This window comes from Curtobacterium sp. ISL-83 (genome assembly GCF_018613895.1).
In the GTDB taxonomy this organism is placed as follows: domain Bacteria; phylum Actinomycetota; class Actinomycetes; order Actinomycetales; family Microbacteriaceae; genus Curtobacterium.
The window spans coordinates 105683-127044 of record NZ_JAGGPH010000006.1 but is presented as its reverse complement, the minus strand read 5'-3'; the positions used below and the strand labels follow the sequence as shown (position 1 = coordinate 127044).

General features: G+C 70.9%; 18 protein-coding genes. 1 reads left to right on the top strand and 17 read right to left on the bottom strand.

Features of this window, described 5'->3' with window-relative positions; all coding sequences use genetic code 11:
- Positions 1 to 262: 262 nt before the first annotated feature.
- The 15 genes from J7E22_RS04430 to J7E22_RS04360 all read right to left on the bottom strand — a co-directional run bounded on the left by J7E22_RS04430 (position 263) and on the right by J7E22_RS04360 (position 18167).
- Positions 263 to 1942 (bottom strand): DUF2326 domain-containing protein, encoded by a 1680-nt coding sequence (locus J7E22_RS04430; protein WP_214979334.1) that lies wholly within the window; start codon positions 1940 to 1942, stop codon positions 263 to 265.
- Positions 1943 to 1986: 44 nt separating this feature from the next.
- Positions 1987 to 2217 (bottom strand): ABC-three component system middle component 6, encoded by a 231-nt coding sequence (locus J7E22_RS04425; RefSeq protein ID WP_214979332.1) that lies wholly within the window; start codon positions 2215 to 2217, stop codon positions 1987 to 1989.
- A complete protein-coding gene (locus J7E22_RS04420) occupies positions 2210 to 2998 on the bottom strand; it encodes an ABC-three component system protein (protein WP_214979330.1) in 789 nt (262 codons plus the stop codon). The genes J7E22_RS04425 and J7E22_RS04420 overlap by 8 nt, the downstream gene beginning before the upstream one ends.
- A 186-nt stretch (positions 2999 to 3184) precedes the next feature.
- The gene (locus J7E22_RS04415; RefSeq protein ID WP_214979328.1) at positions 3185 to 3793 is read right to left on the bottom strand and encodes a biotin transporter BioY; all 609 of its coding nucleotides are present in this window, start codon (positions 3791 to 3793) and stop codon (positions 3185 to 3187) included.
- A gap of 26 nt (positions 3794 to 3819) precedes the next feature.
- The gene (locus tag J7E22_RS04410) at positions 3820 to 4515 is read right to left on the bottom strand and encodes a helix-turn-helix domain-containing protein (RefSeq protein WP_308159150.1); all 696 of its coding nucleotides are present in this window, start codon (positions 4513 to 4515) and stop codon (positions 3820 to 3822) included.
- A gap of 23 nt (positions 4516 to 4538) precedes the next feature.
- A complete protein-coding gene (atzF, locus tag J7E22_RS04405; protein WP_214979324.1) occupies positions 4539 to 6239 on the bottom strand; it encodes an allophanate hydrolase in 1701 nt (566 codons plus the stop codon).
- Positions 6236 to 9913, bottom strand: a complete 3678-nt coding sequence (gene uca, locus J7E22_RS04400) for an urea carboxylase (RefSeq protein WP_214979322.1) — start codon at positions 9911 to 9913, stop codon at positions 6236 to 6238. Before uca ends, atzF begins: the two co-directional genes overlap by 4 nt.
- Positions 9910 to 10617, bottom strand: coding sequence for an urea amidolyase associated protein UAAP2 (locus J7E22_RS04395; protein ID WP_214979361.1), 708 nt, complete (start codon positions 10615 to 10617; stop codon positions 9910 to 9912). Before J7E22_RS04395 ends, uca begins: the two co-directional genes overlap by 4 nt.
- 60 nt (positions 10618 to 10677) lie before the next feature.
- Entirely contained in the window at positions 10678 to 11517 is an 840-nt protein-coding gene (locus tag J7E22_RS04390) for an urea amidolyase associated protein UAAP1 (RefSeq protein WP_214979320.1), read from the bottom strand.
- Between the two features lie 58 nt (positions 11518 to 11575).
- Positions 11576 to 13222: an APC family permease gene (locus J7E22_RS04385; protein WP_214979318.1), complete on the bottom strand. Its 1647-nt coding sequence runs from the start codon at positions 13220 to 13222 to the stop codon at positions 11576 to 11578.
- A 258-nt stretch (positions 13223 to 13480) separates the two neighbouring features.
- Positions 13481 to 14569 (bottom strand): ABC transporter permease, encoded by a 1089-nt coding sequence (locus tag J7E22_RS04380; RefSeq protein ID WP_214979316.1) that lies wholly within the window; start codon positions 14567 to 14569, stop codon positions 13481 to 13483.
- Entirely contained in the window at positions 14566 to 15447 is an 882-nt protein-coding gene (locus J7E22_RS04375) for an ABC transporter ATP-binding protein (RefSeq protein ID WP_214979314.1), read from the bottom strand. Before J7E22_RS04375 ends, J7E22_RS04380 begins: the two co-directional genes overlap by 4 nt.
- 203 nt (positions 15448 to 15650) lie before the next feature.
- Positions 15651 to 16337, bottom strand: coding sequence for a response regulator transcription factor (locus J7E22_RS04370; RefSeq protein ID WP_214979312.1), 687 nt, complete (start codon positions 16335 to 16337; stop codon positions 15651 to 15653).
- On the bottom strand, positions 16319 to 17599 hold the full coding sequence (locus tag J7E22_RS04365) for a sensor histidine kinase (RefSeq protein ID WP_251008715.1): 1281 nt from the start codon (positions 17597 to 17599) through the stop codon (positions 16319 to 16321). Before J7E22_RS04365 ends, J7E22_RS04370 begins: the two co-directional genes overlap by 19 nt.
- Positions 17600 to 17648: 49 nt before the next feature.
- Positions 17649 to 18167 (bottom strand): MarR family winged helix-turn-helix transcriptional regulator, encoded by a 519-nt coding sequence (locus tag J7E22_RS04360; RefSeq protein ID WP_214979310.1) that lies wholly within the window; start codon positions 18165 to 18167, stop codon positions 17649 to 17651.
- Positions 18168 to 18287: 120 nt separating this feature from the next.
- Between J7E22_RS04360 and J7E22_RS04355 the strand changes: the two genes are divergently transcribed.
- Positions 18288 to 19079, top strand: coding sequence for an SDR family NAD(P)-dependent oxidoreductase (locus tag J7E22_RS04355; protein ID WP_214979308.1), 792 nt, complete (start codon positions 18288 to 18290; stop codon positions 19077 to 19079).
- A 63-nt stretch (positions 19080 to 19142) separates the two neighbouring features.
- On the opposite strand, the gene J7E22_RS04350 is transcribed toward J7E22_RS04355, so the two are convergent.
- Together J7E22_RS04350 and J7E22_RS04345 are read right to left on the bottom strand one after the other, a co-directional pair.
- A complete protein-coding gene (locus tag J7E22_RS04350) occupies positions 19143 to 19754 on the bottom strand; it encodes a hypothetical protein (RefSeq protein WP_214979306.1) in 612 nt (203 codons plus the stop codon).
- A 147-nt stretch (positions 19755 to 19901) separates the two neighbouring features.
- Positions 19902 to 21185: an MFS transporter gene (locus J7E22_RS04345; protein WP_214979305.1), complete on the bottom strand. Its 1284-nt coding sequence runs from the start codon at positions 21183 to 21185 to the stop codon at positions 19902 to 19904.
- Positions 21186 to 21362: the final 177 nt, after the last annotated feature.

The following is a 21362-nucleotide window of genomic DNA, read 5'->3' as shown; positions in this document are numbered from 1 at the left end:
AGGCCGCCGTGCGTCCGAGGCCCTGTCTCAATAGCTCCCAGAACCGCGCCTCCCGAGCACGGTGTTCCAGCCTTGATCCCATCTGCAGCACTCCGATTCACGGTGGTGTTGCAACGACCGGCTGAACCCAAGGATGGCCTACCGGACGCTCTCAGACTCCTCCGCCGGTTCCCTTTCGGGATCCGTCAGCGGGCAGCGGGTCCTCGAAGTAGAGATGCGGCGGCCCGCGGAGCGGCCCGCCTGCTGGGCGGGTTCCTCTGTCCTAGAACTCACGCCCGAGCAGGCCGCCGACCTCGGTGTCAAGGATGGATCGCACGATGCCGCCCTTGAACCACGGCTCCTCCAATACGTCGGGCGGAATGTCGTTGCTGTTGATGGTGCAGATGTACTGCCCACCTGTGGTTTGAACCATCTCCTGCGCGGAGCGAAGCGCGTTCGCAAGTTGGCGAGGGTCGACGCCATCGAAGACCACCGAGTCATGTACGAGGAAGTCGGGATGTCGAGCCGAGGCAGCTCCCTCTTCAAGCAGCGTGAGGTCGAAGCAGAAGAGCTTCATTCGGTCTACTCCACTGCTTCCCGAGCCCGGGACGGTCACGGTGAACTTGTAGCCCGCGTTGTCCACCTCAACCGTGAGAGCGGCGTCCTTGCCGTACAGCCGGTGCATCTTCTGGCTGAACTGAGCGCCGACGTGGTCGAGTTTCTGCCGGGAGCCCGCCAGCTGCTCGCTTGCGCCCTTGCGAAGAGTCGACTGCTGGAGTTTGAGGTCTTCACGGGTGGTGACGAGTTCACGAGCCTGCTCGATTTGGAGATCTACCGCGGCGAGGTGCGCTTGGACAGTCGCGAGTTCGTTTCGCAGCGCGTTCAATTCGTCCAACGCGCCTCCCGCATCGAGCGTGCGGAGCGTGCCAGCGCGCTGTTCGTCAAGTCGGGAGAGTTCGGCCTTGCGGACCGCAATGCGGCCGTCGAGGCTATCGATTTCGCTGTGCAAGAACGCTCGCCGGTTCATGAGGAGGCTGGCATGGAAGGCGGCGACATCTCGCATCTGGCGAACGAACCCATCTGCGAGAACGGCGCCGGCCGCGGCAAAAAGCACCTCGACGTCGACGGCGGTGGCGGGCGCGTCGGTGTCGTCGGCGAGTGATGAGACGTAGAGGCTGCGCATGCGGCCATCGACGACTGCTTCGTCGCGGAGGACGGATATCTGCGCCGTCAGTTCGTCTGCCCGTTGCACCAGCGAGTTAGGGTCTTCCAAGATGCGGAAGCCCTCGATCCGCCCCTCCCACTCCTCGACTTCGTTGAGGAGTGCCGCTCGTTCGAGGGCAAGGTCGCTTTCAGGGCGGAGGGTGGTCACGAGGCCATCGCGCGCCGCGGCCGAAATGGTCTTGAGCTGCTGAAGCCCCCTGTCCACGTTTGCGAGGTCGAGGACGACGGTCCAGTCGAGGTCGAGAAGGAACGCGATGTGCTCGCGGCTGCTGGTGGCGCTCTGCACAGCCACGATCTTCAGCGGGTCCTTCGGCGCCTCCGTGCGGATGACATACGAGAGCAGCGTCCGGACCGAAATGCCGCCGGTTACCTTCTCCTCCGAAGGTTCCAGACGGAACAGCCCCAGTCCCAGCAGCTCTTTCCACTCCTCGACCGTAATTTGACCCTCAGCGAGATATGGCGCGATGAACGCTTCCGCGTCGCCGGTGGCTGTGACGTGCAGCTTCTTGCCGGCGGCGAGTGCGCGGGTGGCGCTTACGGTGCCGCCGAACAGCTGGAGCTCGAGGGTGAACTCCCATCCGTTGTCGGCGAGCAACTGCATCTTCTTGTCGAATGTGCCGCCGAGGACGAAGTTGAGAATCGCGAGGAGCGTCGACTTACCACGGGCGTTGCGGCTGTCCTGGTCGGTTGAGTCAGGCGCGCGCTCGGCGACGACCGCGTTGAAGCCGGGCGTGAACATGATGGGCTTGAACTCGGCTTTGTTGGAACTAAGACGAAGCAGCACTAATCGGCCCTCAGGATTCCGTCGTGGTGATTGATGGCGCCGGCGCCGTAAAGCAAGGTCAGCGCCGCGGCGAACGAGTCATAGGGCGAGCTCGGCGCCGCTTCTCGATACTCGACGAACAGCTGACCAACGCTGAGGCTGCGTGTGCCCATGAGCCCGAGGATCGTCCCAGCCTCCCCCACGAGGGTGTTGGCGATAGGGGTGAACTTGTCGGGGAACAGTTCACTCACGCTCGAACACCTCGCAGATTTCGAAGAGATAGGCGACCACCGCGAGGGCAGCAGCGCGCAGCTGGGGGGTGTCCTGAGGGCCCGCGTTGTCCCACGCGCGCTGGACGAGGTAGTCGAACACTTCGTCGGGCTGAAGGCCGTCCGCAACCGCCGAGTAGTAGTCACTCTTGCACCGTGCGGCCAGCGTCTTGCCGAAGCCGGGATTCCAGTTGGACTGGAAGGCGATGAAGCTTGCTACGCGGTCTGCCTGCGAAAGGCCCGCGGTAATGAGCTCGACAGCGCCCGGACCGAGCTTGTTGAGCTGGATCTTCTGCTGAACGGGAAGCGCGATGTCCACTTGCACCGCCGTCAGCGGTTCTCTCGCTCCCACCAAAACCATGCAGACCGTAGACAGCTCTGCGTATGTCACATCGCCAAGGCCGGCTCGAACGCCGCGCGCCACCTTCGCCTCGTGCACGCGCTTGGCTTCGCGTAGGAAGTCGACCGTGTGCAGTTCAAGCTGGGCGTCCACGGCGTCATGATGCGGGCCGCACAAGTAGATGAGGTTGTCCGCCGACCCCCGCTGTTGTTTGGTCATCGCCTCGTCATACCGCGGGCCGCCGGGACTCGCTGCGCAGATGTGTGCCACCTTCCCTGTCGCCTTCGGTCGATCGTCGTCTGCGAGCGACTCGATGGTGAGGATCAACCCGCATCTGGGGTATGCGCAGGTGTTCCCGCTGCGCGACACAACGACCTTCTCCTGGGCCGGAGGCGCGGCCTCGCGCGGGATGAGTTTTGACATCACCTCAGCGTATTGGTGACGAGATGCAGTCGTTCGCGCGACACTTCCTCGTGTGACCATCTATCGGCCGCGAGAGCGAGACTCGGATGCGTCGTGCCCGGGTGCGGGTGTCAGCAGATCGTTCGGCGACCGTGAGCAGGTCTGCTCACGTGATCCGGGCCTCCAGTCAGCTCCGCGCCGCGCCCGTCAGTAACGCGTGCGGCGGCGGAGCGCCGCCGCCCACCCGAGCCGGATGACAGCCGCGCCGAAGAGGGCCTTCACGACGCCGCCCACGATGAACGGGTACAGGCCGTAGGCCAGGGTCTGCTGCAGGTCGGTGCCGAGGACGACCGCGAGCCAGGCCAAGCCGAAGCCGAACGTGACGACGGTGCCGAGCGTGCACGACAGGATCGCGGTGCGGAGCGGCCGGTCACCGAAGCGGTCCGCGACCCAGCCGACGACCGCTGCGGCCGCGACGAAGCCGACCACGTACCCACCGGACGCACCGAACAGGACGCCCGCTCCGGACGTGCCGGCGGCGAAGACGGGCAGTCCGACCAGCCCGAGGAGGGCGTAGACGAGCATCGAGGCCGCTCCGCGTCGGGCACCGAGCGCGCTGCCGACGAGCAGGACGGCGAGTGTCTGCCCGGTGATCGGGACGGGCCAGAGCGGGACGGAGACCTGTGCGGCGGCGGCGGTCAACACCGCGCCGCCGAGGACGAGCGCGGTGCTCGTGACGAGCGTGCGCGGCAGGACGGCGTCGGCGAGGGGCCGGGGCGCGGCGGACAGGCGGGGCGCGGTGAGGGCGTTCGTCATGGGGGTGTTCCGTTCCGGGAGGGAGGTCAGACGGTGACGGTGGTCAGGAGTGCGTCGGCTTCGGCGGATGCCGCGTCCACGGCGCCGGTGTCGAGGCCGCACGCGCGGAGGCAGGTCGTGGTGATCGCGTCGCGGTCGGCGTCCTCGACGTCGCCGGCGCGGCGGATCTGGATCACGGTCTCGGCCAGCTGGATGAGCATCGCGCCCAGGCGCTCGGGGGAGACCGTCCGCGTGACCTCAGCGGTGGCGGCGGCGGATCCCAGGCGTGCGTACGTGTCCTCGAGCGCCCGGCGTTCGACACGGAAGTCGTCGTAGCGTTCGCCCTGCACCTCGGGCAGCAGGTAGAGGGTGCCGATGTTGTGCGGTGTTCGCGCGAGCGTGTCGACGTCGGTGCGCACCAGCGCGGCGAGGGCTCCGGCGGCGCTCGCGGTGTCCGGGACGAGCTGTTCGAGGCCGCGCACCACCTCGAGGCTGGGGCGCACCGACGTCGTCAGGAGCTCGACGAGCATGTCGTCCTTGCCGGCGAAGTGGTAGTAGAGCGAGGCCTGCCGGATCCCGACCCGGTCCGCGATGGCTCGGGTCGTGGTGGCGCTGAAGCCGTTCTCGACGAACAGGGCCGCGGCTGCGTCGAGCACCTGGTCACGGGCGCTCATGCCGGACCCGGCGTCCGGGACCTTCCGGGGGCGGCCGACGCGGGCGGGACGGTCGTCGGGTTGCTGCACGGGACCATCGTCCCAGCCGACGGTCATGCGCGTTCCCCGACCGGGACGGGAGCGCCGCCGCCGCCGGCGACGTCGGCGCCGCCGTCGGCGCGGTACGCGCGCCAGCCGCCGGGGTCCGTGATCTCCCGCGCCCCGGCGACGGCGAACGGTTCGACCAGGAACCCGGTGACGTCGCTACCGTCCTCGAGCGTGACGGTGCCGATCGCCATCGGTACCGGCAGGGCGGCGACGAACGTGCCGAAGCCGGCGGCGGGGAGCCGCCAGACCTCGCCGGCGATCGGGGCTCCGCCGTCGGCGCGGACCAGTCCGGGCTTCGGTGGCACGGTGTCGAGTGCGTACAGCCGGTAGTCGGCGCTCGTGCGCACCTGCCGGACGAAGGAGCCTCCGGCGGCGACGAGCTGCCCGTTCAACGGCTCGTCCCGCAGGTGCGCTCCGACGACGAGCAGGTCGACCGTCGGCGCGGCGAACGTGGCCGCGAGTGCGGCGAGACGCCGGTCGGTGAAGGCGGGACCGGTCAGCATCACGCCGAACGGCAGCCCGTCGACGAACCCGGCGGGGACCGCGAGCGACGCCATGTCGAGCAGGTTCGCGAAGTTCGTGTACCGCCCCATCCGGCTGTTCGCGCCGATCGGGTCGGCGGCCACCTCGGCCAGGGTCGGGTGCCAGGTGGTCGTCGGGGTGAGGAGCGCGGTGACCCCGTCGAGCGCCGCACGACCCGCGGCACCGAGGAGGTCCAGTCGTTCCTGGTCTGCGAACAGGTCCGCGGCGCTCGGGCGCGCCCCGCCGAGCACGATCCGCGCGACCGACGGGTCGAGGTCGCCCCCGATGGCGTCCTGGTGCGCCTCGATGTGGGCACCGACGGCCGCGTACCGCTCGGCGACGAAGGCGCCGTCGTACAGCAGCGCGGCCGCGTCGAGCAACGGCGCGATGTCGACCTCGACCACCTCGTGCCCGAGCGCCCGGAAACGCTCGACCACCTCGGCGAACGCCTCGGCCCAGCCCGGCGCCAGTCCCTGCAGCTGGGACGGCAGCGGGACGGCGATCCGTGGGACCGTCGGCAGGTCCGCGAGGGCCAGGTCGGGCCGTGCGAGCGGGTCGGTGCCGTCAGGCCCGGCCATCAGCTCGGCGGCGGTCCGGGCGAGCCCGAGCGACCGGGCGAAGACCGTGACGCAGTCCTGCGACCGGCAGGCCGGCACGACGCCGGTGTTCGGGACGAGGCCCTTCGTCGGCTTCACCCCGACCAGGTTCCCGAGCGCTGCCGGGACCCGTCCGGAGCCCGCGGTGTCGGTGCCGAGCGCGAAGTCCACGATGCCGAGCGCGACCGCGGTGGCGGAACCGCTCGACGATCCACCCGAGATCCGCGTCGGATTCCAGGCGTTCCGGACGGCGCCGTGGGGGGAGCGGGTGCCGACGAGGCCGGTGGCGAACTGGTCGAGGTTCGCCTTGCCCACCACGACGGCTCCGGCAGCGCGGAGTCGTGCGACGGCGGTGGCGTCCGCGGACGGTGAGTACGCGAAGGTCGGCGCTGCCGCGGTGGTCGGGAGCCCGGCCACGTCGATGTTGTCCTTCACCGCGAACAGCAGACCGGCGAGGGGGAGCGTCGGGTCGACGGCCTGGGCCTCGGCGAGGACGTCGGCTTCGTCGCGCAGGGTGATCCAGACCTCGGGCCGGTCCACCGCGGTCAGCCGGGCGTAGGCATCCCGGACGCGCTCGGCGGCGGTCATGCCCGTGCTCCGATCGCAGCGAGGACCTGACCCGGGGCGACCTGGTCGCCCGGCTTGATGTAGACCTCGAGCACGTGGCCCTCCACCGGTGCGTGCACCATCGACTCCATCTTCATCGCCTCGACCGCGAGCAGCTTCTGCCCGGCGGTGACCCGGTCGCCCTGCCGCACGTCGACCTGCCACACCGTCGAGGTGAACGGCGCGGTCACGGCCGTCGACCCGGCGGGCAGCGTGATCTCCGTCGGCTCGACGACGGCGGGTTCGTCGCGGACGTCGAACTCGCCCGAGGCCCGCCAGCGCTCCTTCTCCTCGCCGAACGCCCGCGCCTGCTGGTCGCGGAAGTCCGCGATCGACCCGGCGTTCTCGGCCAGGAACCGGTTGTACGAGGCGATCGAGAACTCGCCGTCGACGGTCTCGAAGTGGCCGCGGCCAGCGTCCGTCTCGGCGCGCAGCTCGAGCAGCTCGTCGGCCTCGACCGGGTACCACTCGATGCGGTCGAAGAAGCGCAGCGCCCAGGGGTCCTCCTGGAACAGCCCACCGCGGCGGAAGCGGTTCCAGATCTGCACGGTGCGGCCGACGAACTGGTAGCCGCCGGGCCCCTCCATGCCGTAGATGCAGAGGTACGCGCCACCGATGCCGACGGAGTTCTCCGCGGTCCAGGTGCGTGCCGGGTTGTACTTCGTCGTGACGAGCCGGTGCCGCGGGTCGAGCGGGGTCGCAACCGGGGCGCCGAGGTACACGTCGCCCAGGCCGAGCACGAGGTAGCTCGCATCGAACACCGTGCGGAACACGTCGTCCACGCTCTCCAGCCCGTTGATGCGCCTGATGAACTCGATGTTCCACGGCGTCCACGGGGCGTCGTTCCGCACGCCGTTCATGTACCGCTCGATCGCCAACCGGGTGGCGGGGTCGTCCCACGACAGCGGCAGCTTCACCGTGCGCGACGGCACGACGAGCTGGTCGGTCGGCGGGATCTCGTCCTCGAGCTCGCGGAGCAGCCCGGCGACGGTGCTCGCCTTGAGCACGGACGCGTCCGTGTGCACCTGCAGCGACCGGATGCCCGGCGTGATGTCGAGGATCCCCTTCGGGGCCTCCTGCTGCAGCGTCGTCATGAGCGCGTGCACCCGCATCCGCAGGGCGATGTCGAGCGTCATGTCGCCGTACTCGACGAGCACGTTGTCGTCGCCGTCGCGTCGGTACGCGACGCTCGGTCGCGCGTCGGTCGCGTCGAGTCGCGCGATCACGCCGTCGTCGCCGTCACCACCCGTCCGTGCGACCGTCCTGGAGGCACGGTGCGCGTCGAGCGCGGCGGCGTCGGCTTCGCGGACGGGGACGAACCGCACGGTGTCACCGGGGCGGAGCTGGCCGAGCTTCCACAGGTCGCCGCTGGCGACCACGGCGGGGCACACGAAGCCGCCGAGGGAGGGGCCGTCCGGGCCGAGGATGATCGGGGTGTCGCCGGTGAAGTCGATGGCGCCGACCGCGTACGGGGTGTCGTGGATGTTCGACGGGTGCAGACCCGCCTCGCCGCCGTCGGTCCGCGCCCAGCCCGGGCGGGGGCCGATCAGCCGGACGCCCGTGCGCGCCGAGTTGTGGTGGACGCCGTAGTCGGTCGCGTAGAAGACGTCGAGGTCGTCGCGCGTGAAGAAGTCCGGGGCGGCGTGCGGGCCCTCGGTGACACCGATCTCCCACGTGTCCGTCAGCGCCGGACGACGATCGGCCGGGGTCGGCCCGCCGACGAGGCCGAGCCGGGTGCCCGTCGGGAACGCAGGGTGCGGTGCGTCCGAGTCCGGGGAGCCGGGCCGGAGCACGTCGCCGGCGAGGAGCGCCCGACCGGCGTGCCCGCCGAAGCCGCCGAGCGTGAAGGTCGCGGTGGACCCCAGGTACGGGGGGACGTCGAAGCCGCCGCGGACGGCCAGGTAGGCGCGGAGCCCCGGACCGCTCGCCGTGCCGATCGACATGGTCTGCCCGGCGGCGACCTCGACCGGCTCCCACTGCGCGACCGGCTCGCCGTCGACCGTCACGGGGACGGGTGCTCCGGTGACCGCGACGACGCCGGCGGTCGAGAACCGCAGGGTCGGGCCGCTCGCGGTGATCTCGAGCGCGGGGGCGCCAGCGGGGTTCCCGACGGCGGCGTTCGCCTCGGCGAAGGACACGGCGTCGAAGGGGCCGCTCGGCGGGACGCCCACCTGCCAGTACCCGATCCGACCGGGCAGGTCCTGGATCATGGTCATGGTGCCGGGGGTGACCACGTCGATGCGCGGGTCCGGGTCCTCGGTCTCGTCGAGGGTCGACGTCGAGTGCGTGGCGGTGCGGAGCTCGAGGTCGTCGGTGAGTGCCCGGAGCAGGCCGAGGTTCGTCACGATGCCGTCGATCCGACTGTCGGCGAGCCCGTCGCGCAGCACGTCGAGTGCGTCGTCACGGGTCTCGCCGGTGCCGATGACCTTGGCGAGCATCGGATCGTAGAACGCCGACACCTCGCTACCGGTCTCGACCCAGCCGTCGACGCGGATGCCTGCCCGCTCGGCCGGGAACGTGGCCTGGGTGACGAGGCCGCTCGAGGGGAGTGAGCCCTTCGCCGGGTCCTCGGCGTAGACGCGGGCCTCGACCGCGTGTCCCGTCGCGGTCCACCGCTGGTCGAACACGGCGGACGGGACGCCGTCGGCGCCGTCGCGGGCCAGACGGAGCATGAGTTCGACCAGGTCGACGCCGAACACCTCCTCGGTCACCGGATGCTCGACCTGCAGGCGCGTGTTGACCTCCAGGAACGAGGCCTCCTCGCGCACCGGGTCGTAGACGAACTCGACGGTGCCGGCGCTCCGGTACCCGACGCTCTCGGCAAGCCGACGGGCGGACGTGTGCAGCGCCTCCCGGACGTGGTCGGGGAGTGCCGGGGCGGGCGCTTCCTCGATGACCTTCTGGTTCCGGCGCTGCAGCGAGCAGTCCCGGTCGCCGATCACGGCGACGCGACCCGCACCGTCGCCGAACAGCTGCACCTCGACGTGCCGGGCCGGACGGACCAGGCGCTCGAGGAAGATGCCGGCGGAGCCGAAGTTCGCGGCCGCCAGCCGTTCCACGCTCGCGTACGCCTCGCGGACCTGCTCGAGCGTCTCGCACGCCTGCATCCCGATGCCGCCGCCACCCCCGGTGGCCTTGAGCATCACGGGCAGGCCGATCCGGTCGGCCTCGGCGACCGCGTCGTCGACGGTGTCGAGCAAGCCGGTGCCGGCGAGCATCGGCACGCCGGCCGCGGCGGCGAGTTCCCGGGCGGTGTGCTTCGCGCCGAACGCGACGATCTGGTCGGCAGTCGGTCCGACGAACCGGATGCCGGCGGCTTCGCACGCGCGGGCGAACTCCAGGTTCTCGGACAGGAACCCGTAGCCCGGGTGGACGAGCCCCGCGCCGGTGTCGAGGGCTGCCTGGACGACCGCGTCGATGCGCAGGTACGACTCGCGGGCGGGTGCCGGACCGAGGCGGACGGCGACGTCGGCCTCGCGGACGTGGGGAGCGGCACGGTCGGCGTCGGAGTACACGGCGACGGTGCGCATCCCGAGGGCCTTGGCGGAGCGGATCACCCGGCGGGCGATCTCGCCGCGGTTGGCGACGAGGACGGTGTCGCGGTCGAGGGGGACGGTCACGGTGGGGCTCCCGGTGGGGTCGGGCGCGGCGGTCACGGCTGGACCACGATCATGCGCAGCGGGGTGCAGTTGAAGTCATTGCACGGGTTGTTCATCTGGGGGCAGTTCGACACGATGACGAGCACGTCGCGCTCCGCCCGGATCGCGACCCGCTTGCCGGGGGCGCTCATGCCGTCGACGATCCCGAGAGCGCCGTCGGCCTCCACCGGGACGTTCATGAACCAGTTCAGGTTCGACACGAGGTCCCTGGCGCCCAGGCCGTGCCGGGACGCCTCGGCGAGGAAGTTCTCGCGGCAGCCGTGCTGGTACGCGGTGTGGTGCCCGTACCGGAGGGTGTTCGACTCCTTCGAGCAGGCGCCGCCGATCGTGTCCTGCCGGTCGATCTCGTTGCCGACGACGGTCATCAGCGGGAGGCCCTCGTTCGACATCAACACGGTGCCGGTCCGGACGTAGGCGTTGCCCTGCGCGGCGAGGGTGTCCGGGACGCTGTACCGCTCGTCGGGGTCCTCCGCGTCGTAGATCAGGCAGTCAGCGCTCTGGTTGCCGCCGACGTCGACGATCGTCAGGACCTGGCCCGCGCGCACGACGGCGGACCACGGGGCGAGCGGGGCGACCCGGTCGTCGCGGACGGTCGTGCCGGGGACCATCGAGGAACTCCAGTCGAGCACCGTGTCGGGTGCGAAGACCGCGCCGACGGGGACGGTGGAGGACCACCCGTCGGTCGTCGTGGTGCTGGGCATCGTCGTGTCGGTCGTCGCGGTGCTGGGCATCGTCGTGGCTGGCGTCGTCGTGTCGGGCATTCAGAGGCCTCGGGCTTCCGCGTGGTCGATGGTGTTCCGGTAGGCCCGGGTGAGCTCCGGCGTGGCGGTGAACCGGTCGTCGTCCGGCCCGGTCGGTGCGCCCCGCCAGGCGTGCACCCGGAGCGGGCCGACGGCGTACCCCGGCCGTGGGTCGATCGGGTGCGCCACGTTCGCGACGAGCACCAGCAGCGGGAGCTCGGCGACCAGGGTGACGTGCCGATCGGGTCCCGCCGATCCCGTGAACGCCATGGCGCCCTCGGGGTCGATGCGGACACCCTGGAAGAACGAGACGCTCGGCGGCAGGTCCCGCTTCGTCAGCCCGTGCTTCGCCGCCGCCTTCGTCAGCAGACCGCGCCCGCTGGGCGTCGGCCCCTCGGGAGCGGCACCGCCGTACTTGCGCTCGTTCCACGCGTCGGTCGACGTCCCGCAGAACGCGTCGTGCTGGCCGGAGGTGTCCTCGATGATCGACGCGAGCACCCGTCCGTCGCCGCTCAGCAGCGGGGACCCGGCTCCGAGGTACGCCTGCCAGGGGATCTTCTGCGTGTCCGCGACGTTCAGCCGCTCCCACGGCTCGAGCGCGTTGAACACCACGGTGTTCGCGCACGCCTGACCAGTTGGGTCGTCGAACCGGAAGCGTGTCCCGCGGGCGAGCACCTTGTGCGTGTACCCGCCCGGCGCGACGGTCTCGGCCCAGACGAGCGTCGACGGGTCGACGCCCTCGGGGACGAACGGCGACGACGACGCCGGCAGGTACGGCATGAAGTCGGCGTGCGCCCCGGCCTGCGCCCGTGCGTCGGAGCGCGAGGCGAGCACGCTGTCGGTCTGGTGGAGGTCGCGCATCGGGGGAGTCCCTTCGGGGATGGAGCAGTGGAGCAGTGGCCGGGCGCCGGCCGCGCCGTCAGACGGCGTCGACGACCGGCGTCCCCGCGTGTGCCGGCACGGTGGTCGGCCCCGTCGTCGGGACCTCGCCGAGCCGGATGGGGCCCTCCGCGTGGTGCCGTCGAGCCGAGTACGCCCACCCGACGAGCAGCGAGCCACCGATGAACAGCAGCGCGCTGTACTGCAGCCACCACGAGTGCCCGGTCAGGTCGTAGATCTCCGGTCGCGGCCAGATCAGGTTCACGGCCATGCCGACCTGGAAGACCACGGCGACCGCGTTGACCGGGATGCCCCAGCGTCCGAGGTCGAAGAGCGGCTTGCCGTCCTCGTCCACGCCCGGCTCGAACGCCCGCCCACGGTTCCGGATGCGCCGGACCAGCAGTGGCCCGGTGACCCCGAGGTACGCCAGGTAGAGCATCGCGATGCACAGGCTGGACAGGGCGGTGAAGATCGCGGACTGCCCGATGTTCACCGCGAGGGCGAGCCCGGCGCCGACCCCGACGACGACCGACGCGGCGATCGGGGTGCCGGTGCGCGGGGACACCTTCGACAGGGTCCGGTGGAACGGCAGCGCCTTCTCACGGGCCATCGAGAACACCATGCGGGCACCGGCGGTCTGCACGGCGAGCGTGCAGGCGAACACCGCGACCGCGACGGTGCAGAGCAGCAGGCGACCGAACACGTCCCCGAGCGTCGCGGTGATCACCCACGCCAGTCCCTGCGTGGCGAGCTTGCCGTCCGTCAGGCTCGGCGCCGCGACGAGCGCGCCGATGATGAGCAGCCCGCCGCCGAGGCCCGAGACCGTGAGCGCCCGGATGATCGTCTTCGGCGTGGTCTTGCGCGGGTTGTGCGTCTCCTCGGCGAGCTCACCCGCGGAGTCGAAGCCGACCATGACGTACGCGGCCATCAGCGACGAGGCGAGCCACGCCCACAGGTACGGCTCGGTGCTCGTCGACCCGGCGGTCGTGAACACGACGGCGGCACTCCGCTGCGGCAGGAAGAACAGCGCCCCGATCAGGACGATGACGCCGACGATCTCGATCGCGACGCCGAGGCTCGTGACCCGGGCCATCAGCCGGACGCTCACGATGTTCACGAGCGTCGTCACCACGAGCATCACCAGCCCGAGGACCACCGCGTTCGCGGCCCCCGTCGGCGACGCGAGCGAGGCATCGGCACCCGGACCGCCGACGATCTGGAAGCCGTTCCAGATCGCGGGCAGGACCGCCTGCACCGCGATCGCGGCGACCGCGACGGTCAGGATCTGCCCGATGATCATCGTCCACCCGGTGAACCACCCGAAGGCCGACCCGGCGAGGCGGCTCGACCACTGGAAGATCGCTCCCGAGATCGGCCAGTGCGCGGCGAGCTGGGCGAAGTTGAGCGCGACGAGCAGCTGGCCGCCGAAGACGAGGGGCCACGCCCAGAAGAAGGCGGCGCCGCCGAGCCCGAACCCGAGCCCGAACAGCTGGAACACCGTGGTCAGGATGGAGACGAACGAGAAGCCGGCGGCGAAGGACGAGAACGGCCCCACCCCACGGTGGAGCTCCTGCTCGTACCCGAGCCGGGCGAGCCCCTGGGTGTCGGGGCTGGTCGTGTCGGGGCTGGTCGTGTCGGTGGTGGTCGTGGTGCGCGGAGCGTGGAGCGGTGACTGCCGAGTACGCATGGCTGCAGACCTTTCGCGGAGTACCTGTCGGTTGACAGGTAATGCCACAAGTGTTCTGCGGAGCCGTGTCGCCCCCGTTTCCCTCGTGTTTCGATCGGGTGTCGTCGGGGGCTCCCACGTAAACGTTCCGCGTCACGGCCGCGGAACGCGGCCCCCACCGGACTGGAGGCCCGGTAAGCGCGAGCCGATCGGCTCACGTCCGCCGGGCCTCCAGTCCGACATCCGCGGAGCGCGCCCCCTGACCCGCCCCGGGGCGGGTCAGGCCCGAAGCGCCTCTCGCAGCTTCACCCGACCACCGGTGCGCAGCAGCGCGTTCTCGTAGATCCGGGCCCCGATCAGCACGACCACGACCACCGAGACCGCCACGACGACGAGCGACAGGATCGGCTCCCACCACTCCGCCGTGCCGAGGAAGATCCGCATCGGCATCCCGATCGGCATCCCGATCGGCGCGCTGAACGGCACGTACGACATGATCCCGAGGATCGTCGGGTTGTCGTACGCCACGATGATCAGCACGTACGGGATCATCACGAGCATCATCACCGGCATCGTGACGCTGCCGACGTCCTCCTGGCGGGACACGAGCACGGCCGCGGCGGCGAACAGGGACGCGATCAACACGAACCCGACCGCGAAGAAGCCCACGAACCAGAGCATGCTCGGGCCGAGCACCGTGAACATGTTGTCCTGCCCGGTGACCGCGAGCGCGATCGTCGCCGCGATCGCGACCGCGATGATCTGCGCGAACGCCATCACGCTGTTCCCGAGCACCTTGCCCGCGAGCAGCGCCCGGGCCGGTATGGCCGCCATCAGGATCTCCACCACGCGCGTCGACTTCTCCTCGACGACGCTCTGGGCGATCGACTGGCCGAACGTCACCGCCGAGGCGAAGTACACGACCCCGAACGCCAGCGCGACCAGGTAGACCAGGCCGCCGGGCAGGGCCTTCGGGTCGAGGAGCTCGATCCGCGGCGTCACGCTCAGTCTCGACACGACGTCGGTCGGAGCGGTGTCGAGCGCGACGACCTCGTAGCCGAGGGGGCCGCTCGCCGGCACGATCGCCGCGTCGACCGCGCCGCTCCGCACCAGTCGTTCCGCCGCCGCGACCGTCGGGGTCTGCGTCACGTGGAGACCCGACGTCGTCGGCATGCTGACTCCCGACACGACGGCGACGGGGGTGGTGTCGTTCGCGGTGGCCTTGCCCACCAACCCGCCGATGACGATCGACGCGACGACCATGGCGACCAGGATGACCGCCGACACCACGAACGCCTTGCTGCGGAGCCGCGCCTGGATCTCCCGTGCGGTCACGAGCCGCACCGCCTGCGCGAACGAGCTGTTCATCGGATGACCTCCCGGAAGACCTCGCTGAGCCGGGGGACCCGGGGCGCGAACGACCCCACCGTCCCGTGCTGGACCGCGCGCTGCAGCACCCGCTGCGCCGTCGCGTCGTCGGACTCGAACAGGGCGTAGCCACCGTCGAACTCCCGCACCGTCACGCCCGGCTCGTCCCGCAGCCAGGCGACGTCGCCGTCGACCAGCAGCTCCCACGCGGGAGCCGCACCGGCCCGACGCAGTTCCTCCTGCGGGCCCGCGGCACGGATGGTCCCGCCGGCGATCACGACGACGTCGTCGCACAGCCGCTCCACGACGTCCAGCTGGTGGCTGGAGAACAGGACCGGCGCACCGCCCGCCGCCGCCTCGCGGAGGACCGTCAGCACGGTGTCGACCGCCATCGGGTCGAGCCCCGAGAACGGTTCGTCGAGCACCAGGACCTCCGGCTCGTGGGCGAGCGCCGCGGCGATCTGCACGCGCTGCTGGTTGCCGAGCGACAGCTTCTCGACCGCGTCGTCCGCGTGTGCGGTCAGCTCCAGCCGTTCGAGCAGCGCGGCCGTCCGGTCGACCGCCGCCCGCTTGCCGACGCCGTGCAGCCGCGCCAGGTACGTGATCTGCTCGGCGACCGGCATCTTCGGGTAGAGCCCGCGTTCCTCGGGCATGTAGCCGAAGCGCCGCCGGTCCGCCGGGCCCACCGCGGTGCCGTCGATCGACACCGTCCCCGCGTCCGCCTGCAGCACCCCGAGCATGATCCGCATCGTGGTCGTCTTGCCGGCACCGTTGCCGCCGACGAACCCCGTGAGCCGGCCGCTGCCGACCGTGAACCCCACGTCGTCGAGCACCAGGCGCTCGCCGAAGTGCTTCGTCACCCCGTCGATGGTGAGCATCGCTGTCCCCTCTGCCGACGTGCTTCGCCGGCACTGGTGACGCTATTGCGGCAGGCGGGGTGGGCGCCTCCGCCGGAGGGCGGGTCAGCGGCTCCGCCGGGTGGGGGAGCGGCGGAGGTCGACCGCGTGCGACGGGCTGTCCGTCAGCCGGCGACGCCGTGCGTCAGCCGGCGACGCCGTGCGTCAGCCGGCGATGCCGTGCGTCAGCCGGCGACGCCGTGCTCGAACGCCCACACCACGGCTTGGATGCGGTCACGGAGCGCGAGCTTCTGCAGCACGTTCGACACGTGGGTCTTCACGGTGGCCTCGCCCACGAACAGCTCGGCGGCGATCTCCGCGTTGCTCAGCCCCCTGGCGAGCAGCCGCAGCACCTCGGTCTCGCGGTCGGTCAGTCCGACCCGGGCGATCGCCGCTGCGGGGTCGTGCGTCGGCGCCCCCGTTCCCGGCCCGGCTGCCGGTGTCGCCGTCGCACGGCGGATCACCCGACGTGTCACGTCGGGGGCGAGCAACGCATCCCCGGCCGCGAGGGTCCGCACGGCGTCGATCAGCCGTTCGGGGGAGGCGTTCTTCAGCAGGAACCCGCTCGCCCCGGCCTCGAGCGCCTGGAACAGGGCGTCGTCGTGGTCGAACGTCGTCAGGACGAGCACCGCGGGCGGGTCGTCGAGGGCCGAGATCCGCCGCGCGGCCTCGAGCCCGTCGACCCCGGGCATCTGGACGTCCAGGCACACGACGTCGGGTCGGTACTGCCGGACCGCCTCCACCGCCCGGGCGCCGTCCGCCGCCTCGCCGACGACGCGGAAGCCCGGTTCGGACTCCAGGATCACCTTGAAGCCGGCGCGGACGAGCTCTTGGTCGTCCGCGAGCACGATGGTCACGTCGTCGGCAGCCATGCCCGCACCAGGTACCCTCCCCGGGCGCGCGGCCCGATCTCGATCCGGCCGTCCACCGCGGCGACCCGTTCCCGCATCCCGACGTGCCCGAGCCCGCTGCCCGTCGTGTCGCGCGTACCGCCACGTCCGTCATCGGTGACCTCCACCTCGATGGCGTCCGGCAGGTAGCGCAGGCGCACGTCAGCGCGTGCGCCGGGGCCGGCGTGCTTCAGGACGTTCGTCACGGCCTCCTGCACGACCCGGTACGCGACGGTGGCGACGGTCGGGGGCACCGGCCGTTCGGTGCCGACCACGACGTACTCGGTCGGGTGCCCGGCGGCGCTCGCGGAGTCCGCGAGCGCCGCGATGCGGGTGACGCCCTCGGTGCTCGGTGCATCCGCGGTCGTGACGGAGTTGCCCGTGGCGGTCGAGGTCCCGTCGTCGACGGAGCGCAGCGTGCCGAGCATCCGTCGGAGTTCCTCCACCGCCGTCCTGGCGCTCTCTTCCACGACGCCGAGCGACACGACCGCCTGCGCGGGGTCGCGGTCGATCACCCTCCGGGCTGCTCCGGCCTGCACGCCCATCAGCGAGACGTGGTGCGCGACCACGTCGTGCAGCTCACGTGCGATCCGGACCCGTTCGAGCGTGACGGCCTGCGCGGCACTGCGCTCCCGTTCCGCTGCGAGCTCCGCGGTGCGCTCGTCGAGTTCGTGCTTCGCCACGGCCGAGGCCCACGCGCGGTTGCCGGCGTACCAGGCCGCGCCGAAGTACAGCACGTTGATGACGACGTTGAGCAGCGAGTACGCGATGTACGGCGGGATGAGGGCGTGCCGACCGTTCGGCAGCGCACTCGGCACCGCCCAGCCGAACACGATCGCCAGGAACACCCAGGCGAACATGCCGCCGATCACCACCCAGCGGACCACCTCGGCGCGCACCCGGTCCGAGCACCACGCCCCGACCGTGTACAGCCCGATGAACAGCGTGAAGTTGACGAGGAACACCTCAGGGACGTGCAGGAGCTGCGTCGCTGCGAACGCCAGCGCCGAGACCACGGCGACGGTCATCGGGAATCGCCGACGGAACGCGATCGGCCCGGCGTTCGCGACGATCATCAGGGCCGAGACCCACCACGGTGCTTGGTGGTCGCCGTACGTCCCGGCGGAGGTGTACAGCGTGGTCGTGACGACCAGGCCGCCAGCGAGCACGAGAGCGAGCAGGGCGTCCTGCCGGTACTCGCGGCGCCCCACCGGCAGCCGCGACCAGTCCCCGGTCGTCGCCATGGCGACAACGGTAGCGGGTGTGATCAGCGGGCGGCCCGGACGGATCCGGTCAGGGTCGGGACGCGTTCTCGGGCGTCGTCGCCTCCGGCGGTCGCCAGGCCGGCGCGGCGTCGATCGCCTCGCCGATCCGCCGACTGACGACGCCCAACTGGTGCGCCTGGGCCTCGGTGAGCGCGCCGAAGACGAGGCGGTCCACGAGTGCGTGATGGCGCGGCGTGGCCTCCTCGACCATCGCGTGGCCCTCCGGCGTGAGCACCGCCAACGTGAATCGGCCGTCACTCGGGTCGGGCTCACGCCGGAGCAGGCGCTTGGCCTCCAGTCGGCTCGCGGCGCGGGACAGTCGCGAGAGTGTGGAGCTCGCGTACCCGGCGAGCGTGCTCATCCGCAGGCGACGATCCGGAGCACGGTCGAGCGCGTAGAGCAAGCCGTGCTCGAAGTGGGTCAGGCCGCTGTCACGTTGCAGCTGCGCATCGAGCGCTGCCGGCAACCGTTCGAGCAGCGTCGCGACGGACGCCCAGATCTCGAGGTGCTCCGGGCTCAACTCCACTGACTCCGGTCGGGCTGGCATGGGGGAAGGGTATGCCACGCTCCACCGTGCCGATTACTTGCTCAGGAAAGTCATCTGCTACGTTGTGACTTGCCTGGGCAAGTGACCTCGGCGGACAGCTCACTCCGTGGAGGGGACATCGTGGACCGACAGCTCGAAGGACGACGTGCGTTCGTCAGTGGCTCGACGCAGGGCATCGGGTACGCGACCGCTCGCGCCCTCACGGCCGCGGGTGCTGACGTGACGGTGAGCGGACGTGATCGAGGACGGGTGGACGCCGCCGTCGAGGGTCTCCGCGCGGAGTACCCGGCGTCGAACCCGTCCGGCGTGGTCGTCGACTTCGCCCGGCCGACGGACGTGGCTTCCCTCGTCGGTTCGCTCGGTGAGATCGACGTCCTCGTCAACAACGTCGGACGCTTCGGCCTCGCGGAGTTCGACGCGATCACGGACGACGAGTGGCTCGAGTACTTCCAGGTGAACGTGATGAGCGGTGTGCGGCTCTCCCGCCACGTCCTGTCCGGGATGCTCGACCGCGGCTGGGGACGGGTCGTGTTCATCAGCAGCGAGTCGGGGGTGAACGTTCCGGTCGACATGGTGCACTACGGCGTCACGAAGGCGGCGGTGATCGCGCTCGCCAACGGTCTCGCCAAGCGCACCCGCGGAACGGCGGTCACCGTCAACACCGTCCTGGGCGGTCCGACGTACTCGGACGGTGTCGCGGCGACCGTGGAGTCGATCGCCGCTGACCAACAGGTCCCCGCCGCGGTGCTGCAGGAGTCGATCATCGGGCAGAACCGCACGACACTCCTCGCACGGTTCATCCGGCCGGACGAGATCGCGAACCTCGTCGCCTACCTCGCGAGCCCGTTGTCGTCCGCGACGAACGGTGCGGCGATCCGTGCGGACGGGGGTGTCCTGACGGGGATGCTGTAGTCCGCCTGGCGTCGCTTGGCGGGACCTGCGAACGGACTGGAGGCGCGGTGGGGCGGCGGACCGCTAGCTCGCGTCGGGTGCCCGGTCCGCCGGGGGTGGGAGCGTCCAGGACGCACCGGGTGTCGGCTGCGACGTCCGTGCAACCGATCCATCCGACAGGGCGACAGGCCGGTGGCCGAGTTCCGTCAACGCGCTGGCGAGATTGCGCAGGGCGCGCCGGGTTTCCCACACCGCGTACGCGCCGAGCGCGGCGAACAGCACGAGGAACAGCCACCAGATCGGGCTCAGTGAGAATGCCAAGAGGACGCACAGGACCGCGAAGATCCCGAACATGACAGGAAGTGCCCATCGATTTCGACGGTACCGAACCTGGTACCGCTCGAGTTCGCGCAACCAGGTCGGGGTGTCGACTGCCGCCGGTACATCGCCGGTACGAATGGTCCGCTGCATCGCGGTGACCGCGTCGGCGCCGCCTGCCTTCCGCCGGCGGATCGCGATCATCACGCCGAAGAACACCGTCATCACGAGCGCGTAGAAGAGCGAGCCGAGCAGGCGCGCGAGGACGTCGATCCGCGAGGGGTTCCCGAGCAGTCCCAACAGGAAGTAGAGGCCGCCGACGACCACGAACACGATCGGGAGGAGCGCCGGGAGCGGAAGGCGCCGAAGTCTGTCCATATGAGTTCTCCTCGGTCTTCTGCAGTCTGCTCGTCCCTGCCGGAGTCTGCCTGACAATGGGCTGACGGTGGCAGTACAGCCTGACGACGGGTACGGAGCCGGGCACACTGGTCTCTCAGCCGAGCGCAATCCGGACCAGCACTGCGATCACACGTCCGCGTCGGCCGCCGTCGCGACCCGCACGTCCTCCGGCAGTGCGGAGACCGCCGCTCGCCAGACCCACGCGGCGGCCGCGAACACCGCCGCCGTCAGGACCCAGAGCAGCCACGGCACGTCAGTGTCGAGGAGTCCGATGCCGAGCGGGAAGAGCGCCATCCCGACCGACCCGGCCGTCTGGAACACGCCGATCGCGCGACCGCGGACCTCCGGGTGGGGCGCTTCGGCCATCACCGCGTTCGCGGCCGGCAGGCTGATCATGTCGGCGGCCGCGAGCACCACGGCGATCACCACGGCGAACCCCCACGCGGCCGCTCCGCTGAGCGGTGGGAGCACCACGAGCGGCAGGACGGCGAGACCGGTGAGCCCGGCACCGATCGCGACCAGCATCCCGCGGTCGACGCCGGCGACCCACCGGGTGACCGAGGTCTGCAGGCAGGCCGCCAACCCCGTCGCGACGGCGAACTGCACGGGAGCCACCGCGGCGGGAAGGTGCCACCGCTCCACGAACAGCACGCTCAGCGCGACGTTCGGCAGGACCATCGCCGGACCGAGCAGGAACTGCCCGAGCGTGATGAGACGCATCGAGCGGTCGGCGGCGAAGGCCCGGAGCGAGCCGTCGCGCTGCGCGGCGGACCCTGCGTCAGGGGTGACGTGCACGTGGACCACGCGCGGTCGTGGACGACCGGTGCGCTGCGTCGCGAACACCGCCGCCGCCGCGACGCTCGTCACGACGTTCGCGACGACCAGCCAGCGGAGGCCGTCGGTGCCGCCGCCAGCCAACGTCACGGCGGCGACGATCGCTCCGGCACCGAGCGCGGCGGCCTTCGTCGCCTCGAGGAACGCGAACCAGCGCTCGAAGGGACGGCCGTCGGACAGGTCGTGCACGTAGGCCGTCCAGGACGTCCAGTAGAGGCGCTCCGACGCGTTCGCCAGGAACACCGCGGCGAACACCAGCACGGGGTCGTGCGCGACGAGGTACAGCGTGAACCCGGCGGCGGACAGCAGGTTGTTCGTGATCATCGACCACTTCGCCCCGAAACGGTCCGTGAGCACCCCGCCGACCAGCCCGATCGGCAGGGCGAGCAGGGACGCGGCGGTCGACAGCGCGCCGACCGCCGCGAGCGACAGGTGGGTGGTGAGCGTGAAGTAGACGATCGTCAGCGGCAGGGTGAGGCCGGCGCCGATCGTGTCGACGAGCACGGCGAACGTGACGAAGCGGTGTTCGGCGAGCGTGGAGAACGAGGCCCGGAAGCGGGCGCGGATGGAGAACACGGTGTCCCTCGGAGTCGTCGCACGGCGTCGTCGCCGTGCGGGCAGTCAGAAGCGCGCGGACGGTGCGTCCGCGTGGAGACGGCCGGCTCGTGTGCCGGCTCAGCGCTTCGTTGCCATGACTCCGTGTCGTTCTCGGGGGAAGGTCGACGTCACGCTACCGCGGGAGTACGGTTCGTG

Bases quoted from the DNA above. Each gene is read 5' to 3' on its own strand.
- J7E22_RS04430 (WP_214979334.1), bottom strand. From the start codon at position 1,942: ATGTTCACGCCCGGCTTCAACGCGGTCGTCGCCGAGCGCGCGCCTGAC.
- J7E22_RS04420 (WP_214979330.1), bottom strand. From the start codon at position 2,998: ATGTCAAAACTCATCCCGCGCGAGGCCGCGCCTCCGGCCCAGGAGAAG.
- J7E22_RS04415 (WP_214979328.1), bottom strand. From the start codon at position 3,793: ATGACGAACGCCCTCACCGCGCCCCGCCTGTCCGCCGCGCCCCGGCCC.
- atzF (WP_214979324.1), bottom strand. From the start codon at position 6,239: ATGACCGCCGCCGAGCGCGTCCGGGATGCCTACGCCCGGCTGACCGCG.
- J7E22_RS04395 (WP_214979361.1), bottom strand. From the start codon at position 10,617: ATGCCCAGCACCACGACGACCGACGGGTGGTCCTCCACCGTCCCCGTC.
- J7E22_RS04390 (WP_214979320.1), bottom strand. From the start codon at position 11,517: ATGCGCGACCTCCACCAGACCGACAGCGTGCTCGCCTCGCGCTCCGAC.
- J7E22_RS04385 (WP_214979318.1), bottom strand. From the start codon at position 13,222: ATGCGTACTCGGCAGTCACCGCTCCACGCTCCGCGCACCACGACCACC.
- J7E22_RS04380 (WP_214979316.1), bottom strand. From the start codon at position 14,569: ATGAACAGCTCGTTCGCGCAGGCGGTGCGGCTCGTGACCGCACGGGAG.
- J7E22_RS04375 (WP_214979314.1), bottom strand. From the start codon at position 15,447: ATGCTCACCATCGACGGGGTGACGAAGCACTTCGGCGAGCGCCTGGTG.
- J7E22_RS04370 (WP_214979312.1), bottom strand. From the start codon at position 16,337: ATGGCTGCCGACGACGTGACCATCGTGCTCGCGGACGACCAAGAGCTC.
- J7E22_RS04365 (WP_251008715.1), bottom strand. From the start codon at position 17,599: ATGGCGACGACCGGGGACTGGTCGCGGCTGCCGGTGGGGCGCCGCGAG.
- J7E22_RS04360 (WP_214979310.1), bottom strand. From the start codon at position 18,167: ATGCCAGCCCGACCGGAGTCAGTGGAGTTGAGCCCGGAGCACCTCGAG.
- J7E22_RS04350 (WP_214979306.1), bottom strand. From the start codon at position 19,754: ATGGACAGACTTCGGCGCCTTCCGCTCCCGGCGCTCCTCCCGATCGTG.